Annotated in this window: 26 protein-coding genes; 18 read left to right on the top strand and 8 right to left on the bottom strand. The window is 46.3% G+C overall.

The window, feature by feature from the left end; all coding sequences use genetic code 11:
- Position 1 precedes the first annotated feature (1 nt).
- From BM613_RS14890 to BM613_RS10020, 4 genes are all read left to right on the top strand, one after another.
- Positions 2-157 (top strand): hypothetical protein, encoded by a 156-nt coding sequence (locus tag BM613_RS14890; protein WP_181363044.1) that lies wholly within the window; start codon positions 2-4, stop codon positions 155-157.
- A gap of 199 nt (positions 158-356) precedes the next feature.
- Positions 357-1,538, top strand: coding sequence for an NAD(P)/FAD-dependent oxidoreductase (locus BM613_RS10030; protein WP_181363043.1), 1,182 nt, complete (start codon positions 357-359; stop codon positions 1,536-1,538).
- 33 nt (positions 1,539-1,571) lie between these two features.
- Positions 1,572-2,618: a DNA polymerase III subunit delta gene (gene holA, locus BM613_RS10025; RefSeq protein WP_181363042.1), complete on the top strand. Its 1,047-nt coding sequence runs from the start codon at positions 1,572-1,574 to the stop codon at positions 2,616-2,618.
- 17 nt (positions 2,619-2,635) lie between these two features.
- Complete coding sequence (locus BM613_RS10020) at positions 2,636-2,884, top strand: alpha/beta-type small acid-soluble spore protein (RefSeq protein WP_109431044.1); 249 nt, start codon at positions 2,636-2,638, stop codon at positions 2,882-2,884.
- Positions 2,885-2,931: 47 nt separating this feature from the next.
- On the opposite strand, the gene rpsT is transcribed toward BM613_RS10020, so the two are convergent.
- Positions 2,932-3,204 (bottom strand): 30S ribosomal protein S20, encoded by a 273-nt coding sequence (gene rpsT, locus BM613_RS10015; RefSeq protein WP_109431043.1) that lies wholly within the window; start codon positions 3,202-3,204, stop codon positions 2,932-2,934.
- A gap of 180 nt (positions 3,205-3,384) precedes the next feature.
- On the opposite strand from rpsT, the gene gpr reads away from it, so the two are divergent.
- From gpr to BM613_RS09970, 9 genes are all read left to right on the top strand, one after another.
- Entirely contained in the window at positions 3,385-4,443 is a 1,059-nt protein-coding gene (gene gpr, locus BM613_RS10010; RefSeq protein ID WP_109431068.1) for a GPR endopeptidase, read from the top strand.
- A 91-nt stretch (positions 4,444-4,534) separates the two neighbouring features.
- Positions 4,535-5,128: a hypothetical protein gene (locus BM613_RS10005; protein ID WP_109431042.1), complete on the top strand. Its 594-nt coding sequence runs from the start codon at positions 4,535-4,537 to the stop codon at positions 5,126-5,128.
- Positions 5,129-5,243: 115 nt separating this feature from the next.
- Positions 5,244-7,052 (top strand): translation elongation factor 4, encoded by a 1,809-nt coding sequence (gene lepA, locus BM613_RS10000; RefSeq protein ID WP_109431041.1) that lies wholly within the window; start codon positions 5,244-5,246, stop codon positions 7,050-7,052.
- Between the two features lie 37 nt (positions 7,053-7,089).
- Positions 7,090-8,223 (top strand): radical SAM family heme chaperone HemW, encoded by a 1,134-nt coding sequence (gene hemW, locus BM613_RS09995; protein ID WP_245926347.1) that lies wholly within the window; start codon positions 7,090-7,092, stop codon positions 8,221-8,223.
- 106 nt (positions 8,224-8,329) lie between these two features.
- Positions 8,330-9,379, top strand: a complete 1,050-nt coding sequence (hrcA, locus tag BM613_RS09990) for a heat-inducible transcriptional repressor HrcA (protein ID WP_109431039.1) — start codon at positions 8,330-8,332, stop codon at positions 9,377-9,379.
- 37 nt (positions 9,380-9,416) lie between these two features.
- Positions 9,417-10,028 (top strand): nucleotide exchange factor GrpE, encoded by a 612-nt coding sequence (gene grpE / locus BM613_RS09985; protein WP_181363041.1) that lies wholly within the window; start codon positions 9,417-9,419, stop codon positions 10,026-10,028.
- 20 nt (positions 10,029-10,048) lie between these two features.
- A complete protein-coding gene (gene dnaK, locus BM613_RS09980) occupies positions 10,049-11,872 on the top strand; it encodes a molecular chaperone DnaK (RefSeq protein WP_109431037.1) in 1,824 nt (607 codons plus the stop codon).
- 23 nt (positions 11,873-11,895) lie between these two features.
- Entirely contained in the window at positions 11,896-13,017 is a 1,122-nt protein-coding gene (gene dnaJ, locus BM613_RS09975) for a molecular chaperone DnaJ (RefSeq protein ID WP_109431036.1), read from the top strand.
- A gap of 120 nt (positions 13,018-13,137) precedes the next feature.
- Positions 13,138-14,031, top strand: coding sequence for a hypothetical protein (locus tag BM613_RS09970; RefSeq protein ID WP_109431035.1), 894 nt, complete (start codon positions 13,138-13,140; stop codon positions 14,029-14,031).
- Positions 14,032-14,059: 28 nt separating this feature from the next.
- Here the strand turns inward: BM613_RS09970 and BM613_RS09965 are convergent, their stop codons facing one another.
- A complete protein-coding gene (locus BM613_RS09965) occupies positions 14,060-14,587 on the bottom strand; it encodes a mismatch-specific DNA-glycosylase (RefSeq protein ID WP_109431034.1) in 528 nt (175 codons plus the stop codon).
- A 116-nt stretch (positions 14,588-14,703) separates the two neighbouring features.
- On the opposite strand from BM613_RS09965, the gene prmA reads away from it, so the two are divergent.
- From prmA to deoC, 4 genes are read left to right on the top strand one after another with little or no spacing between them, the layout of a single operon-like run.
- Entirely contained in the window at positions 14,704-15,660 is a 957-nt protein-coding gene (prmA, locus tag BM613_RS09960; RefSeq protein ID WP_181363040.1) for a 50S ribosomal protein L11 methyltransferase, read from the top strand.
- A 7-nt stretch (positions 15,661-15,667) separates the two neighbouring features.
- Positions 15,668-16,432, top strand: a complete 765-nt coding sequence (locus tag BM613_RS09955) for an RsmE family RNA methyltransferase (protein ID WP_181363039.1) — start codon at positions 15,668-15,670, stop codon at positions 16,430-16,432.
- Positions 16,433-16,434: 2 nt separating this feature from the next.
- The gene (mtaB, locus tag BM613_RS09950; protein WP_109431031.1) at positions 16,435-17,787 is read left to right on the top strand and encodes a tRNA (N(6)-L-threonylcarbamoyladenosine(37)-C(2))-methylthiotransferase MtaB; all 1,353 of its coding nucleotides are present in this window, start codon (positions 16,435-16,437) and stop codon (positions 17,785-17,787) included.
- A 45-nt stretch (positions 17,788-17,832) separates the two neighbouring features.
- Positions 17,833-18,933, top strand: coding sequence for a deoxyribose-phosphate aldolase (gene deoC, locus BM613_RS15800; protein ID WP_109431030.1), 1,101 nt, complete (start codon positions 17,833-17,835; stop codon positions 18,931-18,933).
- A gap of 6 nt (positions 18,934-18,939) precedes the next feature.
- On the opposite strand, the gene BM613_RS09940 is transcribed toward deoC, so the two are convergent.
- Positions 18,940-19,926, bottom strand: coding sequence for a Na/Pi cotransporter family protein (locus tag BM613_RS09940; protein ID WP_181363038.1), 987 nt, complete (start codon positions 19,924-19,926; stop codon positions 18,940-18,942).
- 92 nt (positions 19,927-20,018) lie between these two features.
- Between BM613_RS09940 and BM613_RS09935 the strand changes: the two genes are divergently transcribed.
- A complete protein-coding gene (locus BM613_RS09935; protein ID WP_109431029.1) occupies positions 20,019-21,293 on the top strand; it encodes a class I SAM-dependent rRNA methyltransferase in 1,275 nt (424 codons plus the stop codon).
- A 1-nt stretch (position 21,294) separates the two neighbouring features.
- On the opposite strand, the gene BM613_RS09930 is transcribed toward BM613_RS09935, so the two are convergent.
- The 5 genes from BM613_RS09930 to BM613_RS09910 all read right to left on the bottom strand — a co-directional run bounded on the left by BM613_RS09930 (position 21,295) and on the right by BM613_RS09910 (position 25,430).
- Positions 21,295-22,296 (bottom strand): beta-ketoacyl-ACP synthase III, encoded by a 1,002-nt coding sequence (locus BM613_RS09930; RefSeq protein ID WP_109431028.1) that lies wholly within the window; start codon positions 22,294-22,296, stop codon positions 21,295-21,297.
- Positions 22,297-22,440: 144 nt separating this feature from the next.
- On the bottom strand, positions 22,441-22,629 hold the full coding sequence (locus BM613_RS09925) for a hypothetical protein (RefSeq protein WP_109431027.1): 189 nt from the start codon (positions 22,627-22,629) through the stop codon (positions 22,441-22,443).
- An 83-nt stretch (positions 22,630-22,712) separates the two neighbouring features.
- Positions 22,713-23,468: a YheC/YheD family protein gene (locus tag BM613_RS09920; protein WP_109431026.1), complete on the bottom strand. Its 756-nt coding sequence runs from the start codon at positions 23,466-23,468 to the stop codon at positions 22,713-22,715.
- A gap of 22 nt (positions 23,469-23,490) precedes the next feature.
- Positions 23,491-24,276, bottom strand: a complete 786-nt coding sequence (locus tag BM613_RS09915; RefSeq protein WP_109431025.1) for a HipA family kinase — start codon at positions 24,274-24,276, stop codon at positions 23,491-23,493.
- Positions 24,273-25,430, bottom strand: coding sequence for a glycosyltransferase family 4 protein (locus BM613_RS09910; protein WP_109431024.1), 1,158 nt, complete (start codon positions 25,428-25,430; stop codon positions 24,273-24,275). The genes BM613_RS09915 and BM613_RS09910 overlap by 4 nt, the downstream gene beginning before the upstream one ends.
- Positions 25,431-25,432: the final 2 nt, after the last annotated feature.

Raw genomic sequence — 25,432 nt, 5'->3', positions numbered from 1 at the left:
TATGGCTTGTCAAGAAGAGTGGGTGGTTGCAGTAGATCAAGTATTATTCAACGGAAATGGAGATGGGTTTCTCTATACAATATGCCCGAATTGCTACGTGCAAACTCCGTTGTCTACTTCACAAGTCGTGTCTTTTTTGGAAGATCAATCGTGTTAAGGAACCATGTAGTGATTGCAACACTTGTCGTTGTATGTGTCTTTCCGCTACTTCACACAGTGTCTGACCATCATTTTAACCCAAAATCCATTGCGCCTGATCCAACTGTGCACGTTCTCTGATGAGGGGATGTGCTTCTTCTTTTTTGCGAACACTATAATGACATCTTTTTTAGACAGGTGAGTGAAGGAGGATGTGTATGACTTCCATTGTTATTGCAGGGGCTGGGTATGGGGGGGTAATGGCTGGACGGAAATTTGAAAAAGCTATGCAACCCTTTACTTTAATCAATAAACATTCTTATCATCAGTTCATCACTTGGTTGCACGAAGCAGCTGGAGGGCGGCATCGAATCGACGATTATAAGGTTGAATTAAGCGAAGTTTTTCGGCAAAGTATCGTTACACAAATAAAAGATGAAGTCACGTTCATTGATCGACAACAGCGAAAAGTGATTGGTAAAAAAGGGGAATATCCTTATGATTATGCAATGATTGCACTGGGAAGTGCGCCTGAGTTTTTTGGCATAAAAGGATTGGCTGAATACAGTTTGCAACTGCGTTCCATAGAGACAGCACGACAAATTCGCACGCATATTGAACAGCAATTTACAGCGTATCGAGAGGATCAAGATGAAACCCATCTGCGCATCGTTGTCGGAGGCGCAGGTCTTACCGGAATTGAGTTTGTTGGTGAACTTATGGATTGGTTGCCGGATCTCTGTGATCGGTTGGGAATTCCCAATAATCGCTTTGAGGTGCAAAATATCGAGGCAGCACCAGCAATTTTGCCGGCTTTATCAGAAAACCTGCAAACTAAGGCAAAGAAAATTTTAGAGGAAAAAGGGGTGCGTATCCGTACAAATACAAAAATTACGAAAGTGGAAGCAGATGCGGTATACTTGGAATCCGGGGAAGTAGTACATGCAAAAACAATCGTTTGGACTGGTGGCGTGCGTGCAAATCCTGTACTAAAGAATTCTGGTTTTACATGTGATGGACGCGGGCGTGCTAAAGTAAACGCCTATTTGCAATCAATAGACGATGAACGGGTATTTGTCATTGGGGATTGTGCGTCTTTTGAATCCGCGGGACGCCCTTTACCACCAACGGCGCAATTGGCTACACAAATGGGCGATGTTGCAGCGACAAATTTACTTGCACTGAGTAAAGGGGAGCAGATGGTGCACTTCCAGCCCAAAATATTAGGTACCTTAGCATCACTCGGACGTGATGTTGGCGTGGGATTTATCGCTGGCATGCAAACTTCGGGAACTCCAGCAGGTATTGCAAAAGAATTATCAAAGGTGAAGTATTTATGGCAGTTAGGAGGGTTGCGTATGGTAACGCGCAACCGTAGATCGCTTGTACGTGAATACTGACAAGATGAAGTCATGGGTAAAGAGGAGAAACTTGTGCAGAGTTCATTTTACGAGGCAATACATTCTATCCGAAAGGGTAAGTATGGCGGAGTATATGTCTTGGTTGGGGTAAGCGATGGGTATGCGGGACAATGGCTCGCACAGGAATTACAGGCTGTTTTGGAAAAAGAGACGATTACGTCAGCTGTAGAGATCGCAAAGTATTCTTTGCTCACTGAATCCTTTGGACAGATCGTGTCTGATCATGTGGATGGCGGGTTATTTGGCACGCGTTCAATCGCATTGTGCGTGGATTTTGATGTTTTAACGACAACGTATAAGGGGAAGGCAAAAGAGAGTGAACTGTTGCAAGTATTTGAATGGCTGCTTGAACATTCGCTTGAGACGCCGATGGTGTTAACGACTTCCGCAGAAAAGTTGGATGAAAGAAAAAAAATAACAAAAAAGTTGCGGGATTCAAAGAACGCAACCATGATTGATACAGCGAAACACACACCAAAAGAATGGCGTGAAATCGCGCGAATGATGCTCAATCATACACTTATTTTAGAAGAAGAACAGCTCGATCGCTTACTTGTAAGGACAGGCAATTCGTTGGGTTTATTGGCGCAAGAGATAGAAAAGGTAAAAACCTATGCAGGAGATCGTACGACAGTAAGTTCTGATGAGTTAGACGAACTCGTTGTAGATGCCCGTCAGGTGGAAATTTTTGATGTGGTAAAAAGTTTTGTGGAACAAAAATATTCTTTAGCTGCACAGCTTTATGATCGAGTAGAGGATCGTTCCTTATTTGCTTTTTTAGCGCTCTTGGCTCGCCAATATCGTTTGATTGCTCGAGTGGGCGAAGAGGTGAAAAGCGGTGTGCGCAGCAAAGATCAAGAGTTGGCGGCAATGTTAGGCGTTCACCCGTACGCGATTAAAGTAGCTCGGGAACAAGCGAGAAGGATTTCTGTGGAGAATGCAAAACGTGAGATTGAAGCGATTGCAAACTTAGAGTATGCGGTAAAATCAGGGGGTTTATCTGAAAAAACGGCGCTTGATCTGTGGTTTTTACATCACATGGTTCATACGAGCGCTTAGAAATTGGAGGGGATTTCTTGGGACGACATAATCGTTTGTTAATTCCTGAAGCGCGCACGGCGATGGCTGAATTAAAAAAGGAAGTTGTTCGCGAGGTCTCAAGTGTTCAAAGCATAGAAAAGCGACATGAAGTCGAGGTGGATCAGCCCATGACGACGCATGACGCAGGGAAACTTGGTGGTGCAATCGGTGGGGAGATGATGAAACGTCTCATTGAACTTGCGCAACAGGAACTCACAGGAACTATCACATCGTCCGATAAATAAGTAAAAGAGGCGGTCTTGTCGCCTCTTTTCTCTAGCTAGCTGTTGTCTTACATCGCTTGATTCATCTTTTGGAAACGCTTTGTGAGACGGGATTTCTTACGAGCAGCGTAATTGCGATGCACAATTCCTTTAGTCGCAGCCTTGTCTAGCGAACGTGTCGCATTGCGCAGGGCAGTTTGCGCCGTCTCCATGTCGCGTTCGCGCAAAGCGTTCTCAAATTTCTTGAGCGCTGTACGCAGAGCGGACTTTGCAGACGCGTTGCGCAGCGTACGTGCTTTTGTAATCTTTACGCGCTTAATCGCAGACTTGATATTCGGCATTCACTTCACCTCCTTACGCATTCGCATCACCTGAATAAACAGATCACATTGTAACATGTGTGGAAGCAACAAGCAATCCTTGTGATGATTCTTAACCTTTTGTAACGATGGTGCATGGCTGAAACTAGGGATGGTTATATTAGTAAAATAGCAGGACGAAGGAGGCGGGAATTGGCGAGTATGCGTCGATGGTCGCGAGGCAATCACCAACTGAAACGTTTGCAAAAAGGATCATTCTCCGGATCGGATAGTAAAGAAAATGAAGAGATCCCTTTTTATAGTGTGAGAACGGATCTTGCCATTGAAGCAAATGAATTGCTCGGAGAAAACGCGCACATTCGTGGCATTCAGATGGAGAATGATGAAGAACCGCAAATTCATATTACGCGGCTTGAGGTTAAGACCTTGGCAGCGGCTAAACAGATTGGCAAACTGCAAGGAAAATACGTTACGCTAGAAGTTCCAGATTTGCGAAAAAAAGATCCCGATTTACAAGATCGTGTAGCGAATCGTTTTGCAAAGGAACTTACGGCTTTCATTAATGTACCGGAACAAGCTGTTGTACTCGTCATTGGATTAGGAAACTGGAATGTGACACCAGATGCTATTGGTCCGCTGGTTGTTGAAGATCTCTTTGTGACACGTCACTTGTTTTCACTTATGCCAGAAGTTATTGATGAAGGGTTTCGCTCGGTCTGTGCACTCGCACCGGGTGTTCTTGGGATCACGGGCATCGAAACAAGTGAGATTGTCCAAGCGATTGTCGATCGTTTACACCCGGATCTTGTCATTGCGATCGACGCGCTTGCTGCACGGTCACTCGATCGCGTAAATTCTACTATTCAAATTTCAGATTCTGGGATTCAACCAGGGGCGGGTGTGGGAAATCGGCGCAGAGCTCTAAACCGTGAAACACTTGGTGTAGATGTTATTGCGATTGGTGTTCCCACGGTAGTAGACGCAGCGACGATCGCTTCAGACGCAATGGATCTCTTGCTGCAAACCTTGGAAAACAAGGTTCCGGGAAATGGGGCTGGGCGCATTTTTGGGCAGTTTGCGCCACAAGAAAAGCGTGCACTGATCGCTGAAGTGTTGCAACCACTGGGCAATAATTTGATGGTGACTCCAAAGGAAATCGATGAATTTGTAGACGATATTGCACATGTGGTGGCAATGGGACTAAATGTGGCATTACACCCTGGGATGTCGATGGAGGATGCGCGAGAATTGACGCATTAGGGAAGCAAAAGAAATTCATCGATTTATAGCATACGTAACTTTTCTCTCTCATACGAATCTAGTAATGATAGAGTGCGAAAGAGGAGAGCGTATGAATGATTTTGACCTGTTTCATTTTTTACAGGCGCGGCGGGAAGCGATCGCATTACAATTTGTTTCACATCGTCACTTGCCGCGGCGTTTGCAAAAGACAATTGGGGTGTTGATTTTTTTATTTGTGAGCAGCCTTACTTTATCTGGTGGGGTCTTTCTTTTAGCCACGTTCATGCATGTGATTGTAACAAGACTTGATATGCCAGGCTCCCTCCCACTTTCAACCTATACAATTGCACAAGCTAGACTCGTGCAATCTCAGCCGTCTAGGACGGAGCTAAAACTGCCCCAACATCCTGCTTCTCGTTCTTTGCAAGCGATGCAACAAGCACAGCAACAAATTTCGACTTCTGTGCCTTCTGTACCAGTTACTCTCATTCGGCGGCCGACTCTTGGTGATGTGTTAGATCAGTGGATTGCACATTCACAAAATCCTGCGGATGCGTATGTGCAAGAAGATGCTGTAGATATGGGGCTCTATCTTCAACGCGAAGTCCATCAATGGTTACTCGGTATATTTGATCGAGCGACACGCAAGACCTCGTTGCCAACGGTACAGCCAGCAGGCATACCATTAACAAATGGTCAGTAAGATCAACATGCATAGATCACTTCATTTGCGCAATTTGTCATTGCTTCTCATTGAAACAGTATCGTACAATGAGAGGTAATGACTTTTTATTTGGAACCGATCAGGGAGGATCATCGTGTCTGAACAATCTGATATCGCACGCGTCCGGAATTTCTCGATTATCGCGCATATTGATCATGGCAAATCTACACTAGCAGATCGGATCTTGGAGTATACGGGTGCGCTCTCTGCCCGTGAGATGCATGAGCAAGTGCTTGATCAAATGGATCTCGAACGTGAGCGGGGCATTACGATTAAATTGCAAGCGGTACGGCTCACGTATCCGGCTGATGATGGACAAGTCTATACACTAAATCTGATTGATACACCGGGGCACGTTGACTTTACGTATGAAGTGTCACGCAGTCTGGCTGCTTGTGAAGGTGCGTTGCTTGTGGTAGATGCAGCACAGGGGATAGAGGCGCAGACGCTAGCGAATGTGTATCTGGCACTCGAGAATAACCTGGAAATTATTCCTGTAATCAACAAAATCGATCTTCCGTCCGCCGATCCTGAACGGGTGCGTGGTGAGATTGAACGTGTGATTGGGCTTGATGCTAGTGACGCGGTTCTTGCGTCAGCGAAGGCAGGAATTGGTGTTCACGAGATTTTGGAGCAAATTGTAAGTAAGATCCCTGCACCAACTGGCGATTTACAGCGGCCGCTAAAGGCACTTATCTTTGATTCGCATTACGATGCGTACAAAGGTGCGATTGTCTATGTTCGAGTAGTAGATGGTGTCATTGCCCCGGGTGTTCGCATGCGGATGATGGCCACAGGTGCCGAATATGAAGTGGTAGAAGTGGGTGTGTTTCGACCTCGCATGACAGCAGTTGATGAGTTGCGGGCTGGAGATGTAGGCTATGTGGCGGCAGCAATTAAAACCGTGCGCGACACGCGTGTGGGCGATACGATTACGAATGCAGATTATCCGGCCTCTGAGCCACTTCCGGGCTATCGTCGGATGAACCCGATGGTCTTTTGCGGGCTTTATCCAGTCGACTCCTCCGATTATCCGTTGTTGCGTGAGGCGTTGTTACGTCTCGAATTAAATGATGCAGCACTGCGTTACGAACCGGAGACTTCATCAGCGCTTGGCTTTGGATTTCGTTGTGGCTTTTTAGGATTATTACACATGGAAATTATTCAGGAGCGATTAGAGCGAGAATATGGCTTGACGCTTATTACAACGGCACCAAGTGTTGTTTATCATGTGTATTTGACAAATCATTCAATGGTTGAAATCGATAATCCCAGTTTATTGCCTGAATCGAATCAGATTGAACGGATTGAAGAACCATATGTGAAAGCTTCGATTATGACACCTAAAGATTTTGTAGGCAACGTGATGGAATTGTGTCAAGAGAAGCGAGGCGCGTTTATTGATATGCAATATCTTGATGAGACGCGGGTGACTCTACTCTATGAATTGCCTCTTACCGAGATTGTCTATGATTTTTTTGATCGATTGAAGTCAGGCACAAAAGGATATGCGTCTTTTGATTATGAGTTAATCGGGTATCGACCGTCACAGTTGGTGAAATTAGATATCTTATTAAATGGTGATGTCGTAGACGCGCTTTCTTTTATTGTACATCGGGATAAAGCGTATCAGCGCGGCAAGCTGCTTTGTGAAAAATTAAAAGATCTTATTCCTCAGCAAATGTTTGAAGTTCCGATTCAGGCGGCGATCGGGAACAAAGTCATTGCCCGGGAAACGATCCGCGCGATGCGTAAAAATGTATTGGCTAAATGCTATGGTGGAGATATCACGCGTAAACGAAAATTACTTGAGAAGCAAAAAGAAGGGAAAAAACGCATGAAGCAAGTCGGAAATGTTGAAGTGCCGCAGGAGGCGTTTATGGCGGTGCTGAAAATTGACTGACGGTCTCGTCTTTTCCGAATCGCCGCGTGCACTTTATGTGCATATCCCGTTTTGTTCAAGCAAGTGTTTTTATTGTGACTTCAATTCGTATGTTACTACTGAAGCGGTGCGCAAGGCTTATGTGGAGAGTTTACTGAACGAGCTTACTATGGTTCATAATGAGTATTTTGGAGTTGGCGCTCGTCCGCAACTACAGACAATTTTTTTTGGCGGGGGAACGCCAACGCTTCTTACCATTGATGAGTTCGAACGCATTGCAAAACGGCTTGGGGAACTTTTTGTACAGACAACTGAAACTGAGTGGACGATCGAGGCAAATCCAGCTTCTATGAGCCTAAAGAAGGCACAAGCGTTACTTCATATGGGAGTGAATCGCATCAGTTTTGGAGCCCAAACATTTAATGAGACGTTACTCCAAGTGATTGGTCGATTGCACGATGCTGCGGATGTCGAGGAAAGTGTGCGCATTGCGCACGACGTTGGATTTCACCGAGTGAATCTCGACTTAATGTTAGGGTTGCCTGGACAAACACTCGACGATGTGGATGAGTCTGTGACACGAGCTTTGCAATTGGGGATTTCTCATCTTTCTGCTTATGGTCTGAAAGTAGAGGAGAATACCCCATTTGCCAAGTGGCAAAAAGAGGGTTTCCTCCATTTGCCCAAAGAAGAATTAGAAGTAGCGATGTATGAATTTGTACAAACACGATTGCGTGCTTCAGGATTTGAACAATATGAAATTAGTAACTTTGCGCTGCCAGGGGAAGAAGCGCGTCATAATCTTCATTATTGGAAAAATAAGCCTTATCTTGCGGTGGGGGCAGGAGCTCATGGCTATGTGCATGGGCTCCGGTATGAAAATGAGCGGTCGCTTGTAAAGTACGAAGAGCGAATCGCACAAAAGGTGAGACCGATCGCTGAGGCACATGTTGTGAGTGCAGAGGAAGCAATGGAAGACACGATGATGTTAGGCCTGCGCCTGCAGTCTGGGGTTAGCAGGGAAGAGTTTCGTCAGCTTCATGGAAAAGAATTGGATGACGTATTTGGTCCGCTCATCAAGTCGTTGTGTGAACGCGGTTGGCTTTTACAAGATCATCAACGAGTGTGGATTCCCGCTCAGTATAATGAAGTGGCAAATGAGATCTTTGCGTTATTTGTCGGCTATTTATAGTTGACACTGCGACGTGACATTTGATACATTTTGGTTGTTCGTTAGCACTCGTGACTCCTGAGTGCTAACAAGATGGTTGGTGATAAGCCCATAGGGAGGAATGCATATGTTGACTGAACGGCAAATGTTAATCTTGCGCCTGATCGTTGACAACTATGTGCTTTCAGCTGAACCTGTTGGGTCGCGCACGATCTCGAAACAAGCAGATTTGGGTCTGAGCGCTGCCACCATTCGCAATGAAATGGCCGATTTGGAGGAAATGGGATATTTAGAGCAACCACATGCGTCGGCAGGTCGCATTCCATCTCAACTTGGATATCGATTTTATGTCGATCACTTGTTGTCGCAGGGTGCTGATTTGTCCGCTGCAGAAATTGAGCGGGTCAAATCCCTGTTTACGGAGCGAATTGGCGAGATGGAGCGAGTGGCTCAGCAAACAGCCTCGTTCTTATCGAATCTGACACAATACACGGCAGTTGTGCTTGGCCCGCAAGTATATGACACGACGCTGAAAAGTTTACAGTTAGTCCCGATCAGTGATCGTACAGCGGTTGCGCTCGTTGTTACATCCACCGGTCAAGTGCACAATCGAACGGTGACGATTCCAGAGGGAATCCCTGTCAGGGATATTGAGCGCATGTTTAAGGTGCTTGATAAAAAATTGTCAGGAATCCCACTCTATCGCATTCGTTCGCGCGCATTAGAAGAAATTACACTTGAACTTGCACGACACATGAATGATTTCGAAGAAGCCATGCGCGTGTTAGATCAGGTGATTTCTTGGATGGGAGAAGATTCAGAAGGGAAATTATATGTCGGCGGCACGACGAATATGTTGTTGCAGCCAGAATTCCAGGATGTTCAAAAAGCGAAAACGGTTTTGACGTGGCTTGAACATCACCAAGATGTCATGGAGGCCCTGCGTAGTGACGAGACGGCGCGCGGTAGGTTACAAGTGCGTATTGGAGGAGAAAATGACGTGCTGACCTTGCGCGATTGTTCGCTTGTCACGGCGACTTATCATGTGGGTGGCGCGCCAGTTGGCGTGGTTGGAGTCCTTGGACCTACACGGATGGATTATGCTCGGGTGATTCCGTTGCTCGATCAAATTTCAAAGACAATGACGGAGCTATTCACAAAGTTTTACGCGAGCTAATAGCCTGTAGGCTGTAGGCATTATGGAGGGATTGGATTTGACTGAGGAGCAGAGGCAATCGATGCGCGAGGAAGATTCCGGCACTGTAGCGGACAATGAGCGCGAGAAGACGGTCCCTACAGAAGAGGAACACGTTCACGCCTTAGAGGATGTGGACGCAAGGGAAGAGCAAACGGAGGATGAAGCGAGTGAAGCGGGTCCATCTGAAGTGGAACTTTTGAACGCGCAAATTCAAGATTTACAAAATAAATTGTTGCGTGCGCACGCGGACTTCGATAATTTTCGGCGGCGTACGCGGCAAGAAAAAGAAGAACTTTCACTGTATGCTGGCGCGAAGTTGGTAACAGATCTATTGCCGGTATTAGATAATTTTAGTCTTGCTTTAAAATCAGCTGCATCGACAGGTGAGAGCGATGGGTTGGCAAAAGGTGTAGATATGGTTTTTAAGCAGTTGCAATCAGTCCTTGAAGCCGCTGGACTTCGTGCGATGGAAGCAGTGGGACAGGCGTTCGATCCAAACTTGCATGAGGCGGTCGTCTCAGAAAAAGTAGAGGATCAGGAGCCGGGGATTGTCCTTGAAGTGTTGCGGCCAGGGTACTTTTTAAAAGATAAGGTTTTGCGTGCCGCAATGGTTAAAGTTAGTGAATAAACTAGAAGGGGGATTTTGCTATGGCAAAAGTAATTGGAATTGACTTGGGAACGACAAACTCTTGTGTTGCAGTGATGGAAGGTGGAGAAGCAGTTGTCATTCCGAATGCGGAAGGCAATCGTACAACGCCATCGATCGTAGGTTTTGCAAAAAATGGCGAGCGTTTGGTGGGGGACGTTGCGAAACGTCAGGCGGTAACTAATCCTGACCGCACGGTGATCTCAATTAAACGCCACATGGGAACAGATTACAAAGTGTCGATTGATGGCAAGCAGTATACACCGCCTGAGATTTCTGCGATGATCTTGCAAAAATTAAAAGCGGACGCAGAAGCGTATTTGGGTGAAAAAGTGACGCAAGCTGTGATTACGGTGCCTGCTTATTTTAATGACAGTCAGCGTCAGGCGACAAAAGATGCAGGAAAAATTGCTGGGCTTGAAGTACTTCGCATTGTCAATGAACCTACAGCCGCTGCACTAGCTTATGGGCTTGACAAAGAAGGCGATCATACCATCCTCGTCTTTGACTTAGGAGGCGGAACGTTTGACGTTTCCATTCTTGAACTAGGGGATGGAGTATTTGAAGTAAAAGCGACCAGTGGGAATAATCACCTTGGCGGTGACGATTTTGATGAGAAAATCATCCAATACCTTGCGGATGAATTCAAGAAGGAACACGGCATCGATCTACGCAATGATCGCATGGCGCTGCAACGTCTGAAAGACGCAGCAGAGAAAGCGAAAAAAGAACTGTCTGGTGTTCTTTCCACCAGTATTTCGCTTCCTTTTATCTCAGCAGATGCTTCTGGACCTAAGCATTTGGAAATGAATCTCACGCGTGCAAAATTTGATGAATTGACACGTGATCTCGTCGAAGCTACACTTGGGCCGACAAAACAGGCATTAGCTGATGCTGGATTAACTGTAAATGATATTGACAAAGTCATTCTTGTCGGTGGCTCAACACGGATTCCGGCAGTGGTTGATGCAATTCGCCAATTGACAGGTAAGGAGCCCTCCAAGGGCGTGAACCCGGATGAGGTTGTTGCGCTTGGTGCAGCGATTCAGGCAGGTGTACTTACAGGGGATGTGACAGGTGTCGTATTGCTTGACGTAACTCCGCTGTCCCTTGGTATTGAAACTCTGGGTGGTGTCATGACGCGTTTGATTGAACGCAATACGACAATTCCAACTTCGAAGAAACAAGTATTTTCTACGGCGGCAGACAATCAAACGTCTGTAGAAATCCACGTGTTGCAAGGGGAGCGGGAATTTGCTCGCGACAACAAAACGCTTGGGCGCTTTACATTGACTGACTTGCCGCCAGCTCCGCGTGGCGTGCCACAAATTGAAGTTGCTTTTGACATCGATGCCAATGGGATTGTCAACGTCTCTGCAAAAGATCTTGGAACAGGGAAGAGCCAGCATATAACAATCACATCCTCTGGCGGATTGAGTAAAGAAGAAGTCGAACGGATGGTCAAAGAAGCAGAGTTAAATGCCGAAGCTGACCGCAAGCGTCGAGAAGAAACAGAGCTGCGCAACCAAGCAGACAACTTGATTTATCAGACAGAAAAGACGATTAAAGATCTTGGTGAAAAAGCAGATCCGGCTGAAAAAGAAAAAGCGGAGAGCGCAAAAGCGAAGTTGCAAGAAGCGTTAAATGGAACTGACACGGCTGCGATTCAATCTGCGTACGATGAATTGAATAGTGCTGTGCAAGCACTCGCGGTAAAGTTGTATGAACAAACGGCTCAGACTGATGCCGCAAATTCTGCATCTGCAGGTGCTGCTGAGCCAGTTGTTGACGCTGATTACAATGTAGTTGACGAAGAGAAGAAGTAGGATGTGAAACGAGGGACGCCACTGTGAATAAACGAGATTATTATGAAGTCCTCGGGGTCAGTCAGTCGGCGTCGCAGGACGAAATCAAAAAAGCGTATCGCTCACTTGCTCGTAAGCTGCACCCGGACGTCAATAAAGACGATCCGAGTGCAGCAGAGAAGTTCAAAGAAGTGTCGGAAGCGTATGAAGTGCTGTCTGATCCTGAAAAACGGGCGCAATATGACCGCTTCGGCCATCAAGATCCTATGCAAGGTGCTGGTTTTGGCGGGGCAGGATTCCAAGGTGACTTTGGTGGATTCAGCGACATTTTCGACATGTTTTTTGGGGGCGGAGGAAGGTCGCGAGGGCCGCAACGCGGTGCGGATCTTGAATACACGCTTGCGATTGACTTTAAAGATGCGGCGTTTGGCTTAACCAAAGAGATTGAGATTCCTCGCACTGAGACCTGTCCTGTATGTTCAGGAAGCGGGGCAAAACCGGGGACAAAAGTGGAGACGTGCCCGACTTGTCACGGATCGGGTATGCAAGAATTTATTACGAATACACCGCTAGGGCGCATGGTTAATCGTCGCACGTGTCCAACTTGTCAAGGGACAGGAAAGCGAATTACAACGCCTTGTACGGAGTGTCGTGGGTCAGGCACGGTGCGCCGTCGCCGCAAGATCGAAGTTAAGATTCCGCCAGGAGTGGATACGGGAACACGTTTACGCATAAATGGTGCTGGGGAAGCAGGAGATCAAGGAGCTCCTCCGGGCGATCTGTACATCGTAATTCGCGTAAATAAACACGACTTCTTTTCTCGAGATGGAAATGACGTGTATTGTGAGATCCCTATTACTTTTGTGCAAGCAGCACTTGGTGATGAAATAACAGTGCCTACCTTATATGGGCGGGAAACTCTTCGCATTCCAGAAGGAACGCAAACGGGGACTGTATTTCAGCTTCGCGGGAAAGGAATGCCAAGGCTTGGAAATGGGGTTTCGCGGGGAGATCAACGCGTGCGTGTGGTCGTACAAACGCCAAGTCGATTAACGGAGCGACAAAAGGAATTGTTTCGCGAACTTTCCCGTGAATTTGGTGAGGAAGCGCATGAACAATCGCGAAGTTTTTTTGATCGCGTAAAGAGTGCGTTGCGGGGCGATTAAGTTTCCTGATTTTGCACCATAATAAGAGTCTATGTAGCTTTGCGCGATTCAAAGTTGCATAGACTTTTTCTTTGTGTACATAGGCATAGATTAGAGCAAGTTTGAAAGAATGGTGATAAAGTGGTCAATCTATGGAACCCAAGCGGACATCTGCCATTTTTCGTATTGCTGATCACATCTTTTTTGCTTGGCATGGTACATGGTGTCACACCAGATGAACACACTTGGCCCATTACATTTAGCTACTCAATTGGTAGTTACAGTACAAAGGGAGGTTTAAAGAGTGGGTTCTTATTCTCAGCTGCATTCACTTTACAGCGGGCGATCGCTTCAGAGCTAGCTTATTTTGCTCTCGTGGGACCACTGATGGCGGAAAAAGCGGACTATGCGATCTATATCATTGTGGGGATAGTCATGTTTCTCTCGGGCTCCTATATTTTAAAAATCGGGCGCCATATTCATTTGTTGGGTTTTTTTGAACATTGGCTCGCTAAAATCGCACGTATTGAAGAGGAAGACGACTTGCCTGACGCATCGAGCGCGCCGCGCCGCCCGCCTGTGCGCTTAGCCTTACTGCACGGATTTATTGCTGGTTTTGGGACAGGCGCGTTTGCGCTTTTAATCTATACAGTGATCGCTCCGCAAATGCCTAGTCCCTACGTTGCCTTTGTCCCAGGATTATTATTTGGACTTGGTACGATGGTCATGCAGATGGCGATTGGTAGCGCAGTCGGATGGTGGATGCAGCACAGGCACCTATCTCAACGTGCGTTGCAATATGTCGCGCGCAGAGTGAGTGGAATGATGTTGTATTACGGAGGAATTGGCTTTGTCGTGATTGGCATTCTCGGTTTATTTTTGCCACTTGATCGTTTACAAATCGTTACCGGTATTCATGTTCATAATCTAGATACGCTCGGCGTAGGTTTTTTTCTTGCGGTCATTTTACTGTTTGGCATAGCGGGTTATGCGTTTATTTACACACTGCGCGAGGTTAAACATAGAACATTGTAATGATCGGGGCTTTTTACGAAGTATTCATTCACTTTGCATGCAGAATCCGCAAATGTTGTACTTTTTCTGCTAAGCCGCGATAAATAGAAACCTGTTCCTCTAATTTCATGCGAACGAGTCCACTTGTTGCAGGAGCTACAAAGTCTAAACTATACGGTGTAAGCGATTTTTCAGTAAATCCAAAGCCTTTGTGGGAATGTTTATTCGCAAATGATAAATATACTCCTTTGCCTACATAACACGCAATTGTAGGCCGGAATTCAGTTAATTTTCGATATAATTCCTGGGCGCCAGCACGATATTCTGCTTTTGTTACCTCGTCGGCACGTGCTGTAGGTCGCGAGACGAGATTCGTAAAACCGTATTGGTATTCATCAAGTAGCAGCGGACTTTCTTCTGGCGTAAAAAGGCGGTCTGTGAGTCCTGATAAATATAATATTTTATAGAAACGATTCGAACGTCCTGCGTAGTTAAAACCGCGCTCATAAGAACGCAAGGACGGATTAAACCCAATAAATAAAATCAGTAAATTGGCCTTCAGTTTTTCTGTGATCATGGGATCTCCTCGCGATTGGCATTTCACATAGATTTCACTAGTATGTTACACTACACTTAATGTAAACTATCGAGCGGAATGATTGTGACACTGTCACTGAGAAATGGGGTTTTTTTGTGGATTTATGGAGAGTTTCTCTCTCTACGACGTCAGAAGCTGCTGACGCCGTAAGCGTAGCGCTAGAAGATATCGGAGCGCTTGCAGTGGAAATTGAAGATCGGGCGGATTGGGTTCGTAAGTTGCAAGCTCCGCAATTTGGCGAATGGGTGTGGGAGAAAGATTTTGCCCGACTGACAGAAGGAGCTTTCGTACACGGCTATTTTGAATATCTAGGAACGTCTTTGCCAAACGAACTGCAACCGCGATTACAGGCGCGGTTAGAGCAGATTCGCGCGTCTGGTCTTGAGGCAGGATCGCTTCAGTATGAGTGGGAGAAAGTGGAGAGTGAATCTTATCTAGATGTCTGGAAGGCAGATTATCACGCAGTCTCGGTCTCTGATCAGATGACGATCGTGCCTTCGTGGGAAAAAGAACAGCATACTTTCGGATCTGACCACATTGTGCTCGTGATCGACCCAGGGGTGGCTTTTGGCACGGGTACTCATCAGACAACCCTGCTTTGTTTGCGGGCACTGATCACACAATTACAATCGCAGATGGACGTGCTTGATATCGGGACAGGAACTGGAATTCTCGCGATTGCTGCGGCAAAGCTAGGTGCACGTCACGTCGTCGCAGCAGATTTAGATGAGGTCGCAGTACGTGTTGCTCGTGACAATGTCCTTACAAATGATGTGTTAGATCGCGTACAAGTCATTCGCTCTGATTTGTTACAGGAAGTACCTGAACACGGGTATCATCTTATCACAGCCAATTTGCTAGTTAACTTAGTTCAACGTATTTTACCAGTATTATATCGCTATTTGGCTCAAAATGGCGTCGTGTTATTCTCAGGAATTGTAAAATCACAAGTTGAGCAGATCACAGAGGCACTCGAGAACGCAAAATTGGAATTGCTGTACGTCGAATATCTCGATGATTGGGCGGTTGTCTGCTGCCGGAAGAAAGGGTAGTGGGAACATGCAGCGCTATTTTATTTCAGATGATGTGACAGAGCACCTTGGACACGTATCCATTACAGGGGACGATGTTCATCACATTGCACACGTGATGCGGATGATGCCTGGGATGTATGTGGAAGTTGGCTATCGCGGGGTAGTGTATCAAGCACAGATTACAGAGATGCTAACGGATCGCGTGATGGTAAAGTTAATGCAACCCGTTCAACTTCAAGATCCAAGTGTTAAACTCACACTCTATCAGGCGCTTCCAAAGGGAGATAAAATTGATTTGGTGATTCGGCAAGCATGCGAAATCGGTGTGTCGCGGATTGTCATATTTGAAGGGGAGCGCTCAGTCGCGAAGGTTGTGACAGAAAAACGCGATGCGCGCCTTTTGCGTTGGCGAAAAATTGCCAAGGAAGCTGCTGAACAAGCTAAGCGCGCAAAGGTTCCTGATGTCTTTTTTGTTCCTGAAATTACAGATATTTTTATTGATGGAAAACCAGAGTGGTTACTCGTTCCTTATGAACTGCAAGAGGAGCGGTTGCCAACTCTAAAGAGTGTGCTCAAAACGCATGTTCATGCGAAGGAGCAGTTCGAGGTATCGGCAATTGGTTTTGTCATTGGCCCGGAGGGAGGCTTTTCTTCTGCAGAAATCTCTTGGCTACACGCGCAAGGCGGACATCTCTTGACACTTGGACCGCGTATTTTGCGGACAGAAACGGCGGGGATCGTTGTTGCGACCATTGTCTTATATGAATTGAATCAAATGGGGGTGACGTAAAAATGGAACGAACTCAAACGGTGGCGTTTCACACGTTAGGCTGTAAAGTAAATTACTATGACACGGAAGCGATCTGGCAATTATTTAAAGCTCGTGGCTATGAACAAGTGGCGTTTGAGCAGCAGGCAGATGTATATGTGATCAACACGTGCACGGTTACACAAGAAGGAGACCGCAAATCTCGACAAATGATTCGTCGCGCAGTGCGGACGAATCCGGATGCAGTGATTGTCGTGACGGGGTGTTATGCGCAAATGGCCCCTGGAGAAATTTTAGGGATTGCAGGTGTCGATCTTGTGGTAGGCAATCAATTTCGCGCACAAATGGTCGATATGGTAGAACAAGTAGCGCGAGAACGGAAACCGTTTAACGCGGTAGCACCGATTTTAGCGCAAAAGGAATTTGAGGATCTTGAGGTTCCGATTTTTAAAGAACGAACTCGTGCATCTTTGAAAATTGAAGATGGGTGTAACCATTTCTGTACGTTTTGTATTATTCCTTATGCGCGAGGACTTGTGCGCAGCCGTAAACCAGAGAGTGTCATGGCGCAAGCAAAGCGGCTGGTTGATGCGGGGTATTATGAGATTGTATTGACAGGTATCCATACAGGTGGATACGGGGAAGATTTGGACGGTTATACACTTGCTCATCTTTTACAAGACTTAGAGCGCATCACAGGGTTGCATCGCATTCGCATCTCTTCGATTGAAGCGAGTGAGATTACGGATGAGTTGATCGATGTGCTAGGTCATTCAAAAAAAGTTTGTCGGCATTTGCACATTCCTTTACAAGCAGGGCATAGTGAAGTTTTACGACGGATGAACAGACATTATACCATTGAGCAATATGCGCAGAAATTAGAGAAAGTGCGTCGCGTTTTGCCAGAAGTGGCGATTACGAGTGATGTGATTGTAGGGTTCCCTGGAGAGACAGACGAATTTTTTACAACAACTGTGGATTTTATCGCACAGCAGCAATTTTCTGAGCTACATGTTTTTCCTTATTCAAAACGCATAGGTACACCTGCTGCAAAGTTCCCTGATCAAGTGGACGAGGTGGTAAAACAAGAGCGCGTGCATCGTTTGTTAGCCTTGTCGCAGCATTTACAGCGCGAATACAACCAAAAATGGGAAGGACGCATCTTACAAGTCATCCCAGAAGAGAGCAAGAGGATTGACGGAAGGGAATATCTAGTTGGGTATGCTGATAACTACATGAAAATCGCTTTTATCGGTGATGCATCATTACAAGGCGAATTATGTGATGTTCGTGTGACAAAGTCAGGGACTGAAGTTTCGATGGGTGTGCTTGAAGCGGTGATCACAAAGACAGATACGTTCGCTTACAACGCATAAGATGTTGTTTGCAATGGGGGAATTACAAAGAGGAGTGTGATCGTCATGGCGGATCGCGTGCGTGTTGCAGGAGGACTTGTGTATCGGTTTATCGATGGAGAACCACAAGTGCTCGTCATCGTAGACCGATTTTCACATATAACCCTACCCAAGGGCCACGTGGAAGGAGATGAACTTTTAGAGGAGACAGCACTGCGCGAAATTCAAGAAGAAACAGGGATTCAAGGGCGTATTATTTCACCGATTGGAAAAGTATCCTACTCATTTATGCAAAATGGAGAAGAAATTGCAAAAGATGCATATTACTATCTCGTTGAAGCTGTGGCAGGAGAAATTGCGACGCAAATAGAGGAAATTCAGCAAGCACGGTTCGTTTCACTCACAGATGCGCGCCGTTTGGCTAGAGAACAAGGGTATGAAAACAATCAAGCCATTTTTTCAATTGGCTTAGAAATGATTGAACAAGAGTCGCTTTCAGGAACTTTACTTGCTTCACAAATTGACTCTACTTTACTATCTGCAACAGCAACTCCGCCAGAAATTGTGCGGTTGTGCCGCGAGGCACGAACGTATGAGTTTGCTAGTGTCTGCGTGAATCCGGTCTATGTGGCTTTAGCTGCTGAAAACCTAGGTGGATCGCCTGTGAAAGTTTGTACGGTAATTGGGTTTCCGCTTGGCGCTAACAAAACAGAAGTGAAAGTTGCGGAGGCACTGCGCGCGATCGCCGATGGGGCGCAAGAACTTGATATGGTGATTGCCCTTGGCTATTTAAAAGCTAATGATGTTTTGCGTGTGGAGGCGGATATTCGCGCAGTGGTTGAAGCGGCTGGAGACCAAGCACAAGTAAAAGTCATCTTGGAAACGGCAGAGTTGACGGATTCTGAGATACGTGCTGGGGCTCTTGCTGCATTGCGTGCGGGAGCCCAGTTTGTAAAAACCTCTACAGGTTTTGGAAAAGGTGGAGCGACATTAGCGGCGGTGCGAATTTTGCGCGAGACTGTCGGAGATGCTTTGGGTATTAAGGCAGCAGGAGGCATTCGCACGCGGCAAGAGGCTTTAGATCTACTGGCAGCGGGTGCAACGCGCATCGGAACTAGTGCGGGTGCGACACTCGTCATCTTGGAACGTGCACAATCTTTTGCATAACGATGATTAAGCAACGGGAAACTCGCGGCGATCAGGTAAAATTTTCTCCAAAAGCCAGACGAGTTGAGTGACAAAAGGAAGCGCAAGTAAGGATGAAATCACGTTAAATAAAAAATGTGCGAGTGCGACTTGTGTCCCAATATCTTTGGTCATCCATTCAATCCATGCGGTAAAGGGATGAATAAACAGCATAAAGACGGTTGCTCCAGCAACATTTAAAAAAACGTGGGTGACAGCGACGCGTTGCACGGGGCGAGTGCCTCCTATACTGGCAAGGAGTGCTGTGGTACAAGTACCAATATTGTTGCCAAAGACGATGGCAGTTGCGCCAAGTAGTGAAAGCGCGCCTGATTGGGCCAGTGAAAGCGTAAGCGCTGTGCTTGCAGAACTACTGCCAATGAGTGCAGTAATGATTGTTCCGGCAAATAACCCGATGATCGGATGGACGCGAGCAAGTAACAGCCACCGAATAAATGTTTGTGAAGAGGCAAGCGGGGCGGTTGCAGTGCTCATTAAGTGAAATCCGACAAATAACGTGCCAAATCCAACGAGGCCAATTGCGAGAGATTTGACGCGCCATGTAAAAATAGGGGCATGTTTTCGGGAGATTCCAAGCAAGTAGAGAATCACGCCTGCTAAGATAATGTAGGGGCCAAAGCGAGCGATATTTAAGGAAAGTAATCCTACTGTGAAGGTGCTTCCAATATTTGTTCCAAGAATGATGCCGATCGTATCTGTAAACTTCAGTACATTAGCAGCGACTAGTCCCATGGAGATGATGGTGACAGCCGCACTTGATTGGGTGAACAAGGTGGCAATCATTCCAGTAAGGAGCCCGCGTGTAGGAGTTTTGACTAGCCGTGTGATCACGCGCTCCATTTTTTGTGAAGTTGCCTGGGTGAGTCCATGACGCATGGTCAGCAAACCCACGAGAAAGACACACAGTCCAATGAGAATCAGCACTGCGGTCTTCAGTGCAAAATATGAGATCAAGTCAATTCCTCCCGCGTGCAAACAACTATAGAACATGTGTATGCGGACAGGCCTCTGATCTTGCATAAAACTGCAAAAAGAAAGGAATCCAAATGGCACAGATTTTATTAAAACGAGTGCGTAAGCGCCGGCTTGAACAAGGGCATCCATGGGTCTATCGCAATGAAATCGAGGAAGTGCAAGGCGAACCAGAAGCGGGAGCGGTTGTCGTTGTAAAAAATCATCAAGGGCATGATCTTGCTCTCGGTTTTTGGCACCCTACATCGCAAATTGCTGTGCGCATCGCTTCTTATCAAACGAGCGAGCGAATTGACCGCACTTGGTTAAAGGCGAAAATCGCGCGAGCTTGGGCGTATCGCAAACGTTTTTTAGCACATACAGAAGCTTGTCGCGCGGTTTATGGAGAGGCTGATGGGATCCCTGGTCTTATTGTGGATAAATATGGGGAAGTAGCAGTTATTCAAATCCTCTCCCTTGCGATGGACATTCGTCGCGATTGGATTGTCCCAGCATTGCATGAGGTTCTTGGCGTACGTGCGATTTATGAGCGCAGTGACGCACCAGTGCGAAGGTTAGAAGGACTCGAGCCGCAAGTTGGATGCGTCTTTGGCGAATGTCCCGAGGAAGTAGAGATTAAAGAAAACGGCATTTTCTTTCTTGTAGATATTCAAGAGGGGCAAAAAACGGGCCATTTTTTTGATCAACGTGAAAATCGCGCGGCGCTTGCACCAGTTGTTCGCTTTGGAGCTTTAGAAAAACCCCGACCCGATCTTCGGTTTCGCGAGGAATGGACAGACAAGGTTGTGGTACCTGAGTCGCATAATACGCGCGTTGGCGCAGAAGTGCTTGATTGTTTTTCGCATACAGGGGCATTTGCACTGCATGCGGTGCGCTATGGTGCCAAACACGTGATTCTTGTCGATGCCTCTGAACGTGCGCTACAGCAGGCAAAGCGCAATGCTGAGCGCAACGGCTACAGTGAACGCTGTGAGTTTGTGATGGGGAATGCTTTTGATCTTTTGCGTGAGTATGAACGCAACGAACGACTATTTGATGTCGTAATTTTAGATCCCCCCGCATTTGCGAAAAATCGCGCGGCAGTGCCGAGTGCCTTACGCGGTTATAAAGAGATCAATTTACGTGGTCTAAAATTAGTTCGACCAGGAGGTTTTCTTGTGACAGCATCCTGTTCAGCACATGTTTCTCCTGATCAGTGGCGCGGCATTGTGGCAGAGGCCGCACTTGATGCTCGCAAAATCTTGCGACTGGTTGAGTATCGCAGTGCGGCCAAAGATCATCCACAACTCATGGGCATGGAAGAAAATGATTACTTGAAGTTTGCCATTTTTGAAGTTCAACCACGGTAGATTACATCTGGAAGAGGGCAGATCCCCAAGATAACCCTCCGGCAAAAGCTGTAAATACAATGCGGTTCCCAGCTTTAATATGGCCGAGCCGCATCCATTTATCGAGTGCAATGGCCATCGAGGCTGCAGATGTATTTCCGTATTCTTCAAGACAGAGGGCTGCTCGTTCGATTGGCACACCTACGCGCTCTGAGACAGCTTCAATGATTCGCAAATTCGCTTGATGCGGGACGAGCCAATCAATCTGTTCTGGAGATAACGCTTGTCTTGTAAGAATGCGTTTCACACTCTCTGACATGCCATTTACAGCCGCTTTAAACATGGCTCGTCCATCTTGCCATATGTAAGGCGTCACTTCCTCGCGATCAGTCAGTGTGTCTAGCCATGCTTTGGGAGCTGTTGGACGTGGACAAATTGCAACATTAACACGGGTACCATCGGATCCCAAGTCAAAGTCAATCAGACCTTTGCGTTCTCCCTGATGAGGAGTGGCACGCAGAATTGCGGCGCCTGCACCATCGCCAAATAAAATACAGGAATTACGATCTGTATAGTCAACATAACGTGTCAAACCTTCTGCTGCAACAATCAGCGCAGTTTTGTACGCTCCTGTTTGCAAAAACTGTGATCCCTGGACAAGGGCAAATAAAAATCCAGCACATACTGCGTTCGTGTCAAAGGCAGCGGCTCTGTTAGCGCCAATCTCACGCTGAACCATACAAGCGAGCGGAGGAAATACGAGGTCAGCGGTAATGGAGGCGGCGATGATCAGGTCGATTTCTGCAGGATCAATTCCAGCACTTTCAATCGCCTTTTTTGCGGCTTGTGCAGCAATATCAGCTACAGGTTGATCGTCTTTTAGACGCCTGCGTTCGCGAATTCCAGTCCGTGTAAAAATCCATTCATCATTTGTGTCGACTAATTTCTCCATGTCCGCGTTTGTCATTACGAGTTCAGGGAGAGCAGATCCTGTCCCGATAATGGAAACATCGTATAGCTCCACTTAGTATCAGCTCCTAAGACTACATAATAGGGTTTGGGCTTATTGTACATGGAGAACTTTATTTTGCAAAGCATAAAAAACCGGTCCCTGCTTTTCAAAACAGCAAGGACTCGGAAATGTCAAGGGAAAGCCACGGATGCGATTTTATCGCTTTTGGCGACCAGGATGAATGATAAAATCTTCTGCTTGACGCGAACGAATCGCTTCAAAGTTTACTTGTTTGGTCTTTTCTACACGCAAGGCAGAAGGTAGTTCATTCGCACGGTGAATATTTTGAGGGTCAATGCCTAAAACTTGTTCTGATTGATCATTTTGCAATCCGTGGTCTGTCACTTGTCAGCCCTCCCCGGGTTTGACTCTTACCAAAACGAAGTTGAACTTAACTACCTACTTAGCGTGGGCAAAGTGTACCTACCTTATGTATCTGCACTTTGGTGAAATTTACGCAATTCAAGTGCACGTTTGTGCATTGCGATGTCAATTTCACTTAAAATGGAAAGGCTCGGTTTTGTATTGATTTCAAGAATATAGGGATGTCCATTTTGAGATAACCCGAAATCGATGCCATAGAGTACATTTTTATATTTTGTGCCAAGTATATCTCCTATGCGTTGACTGACGAGATACAATTCGCGTTGGATAAGTTGAACTTTTTCTTCTGTTTGTGGATAGCAATGCGTTAAGTATTGCGAAAGCGTGTCAATCGTTCCTCCTTGCTTGACATTTGTGATGAGCATGTGGGGTTTGGCCACTTTTACAAATGTACCGGTTACTTCAAAAAAATTTCGCTCGTTTTTTTGAATGATCATACGGATATCTGTAGGTCGTCCATACATCTTTTGTAAAGTGACATAGCGTTGTACAATGCAAGGCTCTCGTCGTACAAATACAGGCAAGCGGTCAATGAGTTCGCGAAAGTTGCGCACGTGTGCGCGTTTTGCTTGTTCCCGCAAAGTAAAACCGCGTTTGCGGCGATGGATGAATAAAACTTCGCTCCCCCCTTCGCCAAGTTCTGTCTTTACGACAACGCGTGAATGTTCTTGTAGCATTCGCATAAGTGAAGAAGGGCTAAATGGGTGAGTTTCTGGCAAATAGGGCCGCAAGTTTAACTGAGTTTGCAAGATGCAGTATTTCGTCCACTTACTGATAGGAATTAGTTTAGCTTCAGTCATGACAGATCACCTCAAAATTAATCTATACGCGAGATTCTTTGGTGCCCTGATAATGAATCCAAGTGGTCAGAATCTCGCCCAATTCTTGCTTTCGGGTCAGTAACATGGTCGTGACTTGATCTTTAATTGACTGACTATACAAAGGATCAGGGACAGTTGCAATGAGTTCTGCAATAGAGCGTTCAGGTAATGCCGCGATTTTTTGTGCCGCACGAAGCAGACGTTCAGGTTTAATAAATTGCAGCCAACCTCTAGGGATGTGATAAAATTGCCACACTTGTTTCCAGTACAATTCCGTCCATTTCGCAGGTTGCCATTTGCGATCACATCCATAAGCACAATAAGCATGGTCGATCAAATACCAGTTATACATCGCATGATCTCGATAAAGAATTATGTTTTTGCCTGAACCGCGGTCGATGTTGGTAAGCCAGACATCGAAGGCAATCACATCTAATAAATGGTCGAAATCACGCAAATAATGAGGTGGATTTGTGCGTATTTGTTCTGGCGCGCGATTCCAACTAAATAGATGTACTCCTTGTCGTGGTAGAGAGACGATCCCGTGAAGGCAGTGAGGACCGTCAGTAAGTTCAGTGATTTCAACTGATGCGCAAGGAAGATGAAGTTTCTCTGCCAGCGCTGTCGCAATCCATTCATTACCTACTAAAGGTCCTGCGTTATACCATTGTTCGGGATAGGCGAATTTAAAGAATCCACTTCGGCCGCGAGCATCGCGAACTCGCCACACTTGGCCTTGCGGCTTGTTTTTCCACTTATCAATCAATTTCCATGAAGCATCCGTCATTTGTTTGTTCCCTCATTTTCGAAACTTAGTGTGAAGGCATCTTGTTGATGATTAATCACTTCTTCATATCGTTTTGCACATTGTTCCCAAGTATATTGCTTAGCTGTGGCATAAGCAGCATAGCGGCGATGTAGAGTTTTTGAGGAATTTCCCCATACTTCTTGAATTGCGTGTGCAATGTCTGAAGCTGTTGTGTGATGGATAATGCTTGCAGTTTCTTTTGAAACAAAATCGGCGAGTCCACCCGATGTGGTAGAGGCAAGCGCAATGGCGTTGCCCATCGCTTCTAAAGCGACAAGTCCAAAAGATTCACTGCGACTTGGAACCACGACAATACCGGCTCTCTGCATCCTGGAAATGACTTCATGATGAGGCACCGATCCATGAAAACGCACGGTTTGCGTCAGATGTAAACGATCTGTTTCACGGTGTAAAAGGGTTGTGTATTCTTTGCTGCCACGCCCGATGATATCTAGTTTGACCTTGCGATCTACCTTCTTTAGTGAAGCTACCGCATGAATGGTTTCTAGCACGCATTTGGAACGTATCAAGCGGCCGACAAAGAGCAGATGGGATAGCGTTCGCTCATGCCAGATGTGTGGATTTGGATCAATGTTCGTACCATTTGATACGACATAAGTTTTTCCGTTTGCGGTTGGGTATTGACTCATGAGCAGTAGGGCTTGCCAACGACTTGGCGAAATGATCGCATGCGCATGCTCTATAAGTTGGCGTTGACGATGTTCCATCTGTTGACTAAAACGTGTTTCCAAACCCTCCTCAGAGATGAGGGAATGACAAGTATAAAGAGTTTGTGCTCCGAATTTTTCACTCAGTGCTTTGGCGAGTGCATCGCCTTGTACACTGTGCACATGAATGATGTCAGGGCAGATACCGAGCTTGCGCAGATGGTGCAGAATGGGATTCGCGTAAAAGGTTTGTGTTTGTTTTGAAAAATACTCAGAATCACGTGGATAGCGAAATATGCGCAGATGACGTTTGCTGAACTCTTCGATATATGGTTTTGTGCCCTTGGTTAAAACGACGATCTCGTGACCGCGTGCCGCTAACGCTTCAGCTAAACGCGTGGCCACGATACCAAGACCGCCAATGATGTGTGGTTCATATTCTGTGGAGATGACGGTGATGAGCACGC

This window comes from Sulfoacidibacillus thermotolerans (assembly GCF_003144315.1).
Classification (GTDB): domain Bacteria; phylum Bacillota; class Bacilli; order Alicyclobacillales; family SLC66; genus Sulfoacidibacillus; species Sulfoacidibacillus thermotolerans.
The sequence above is the reverse complement of the archived record's forward strand: the minus strand, read 5'-3'. Positions and strand labels throughout refer to the sequence as shown.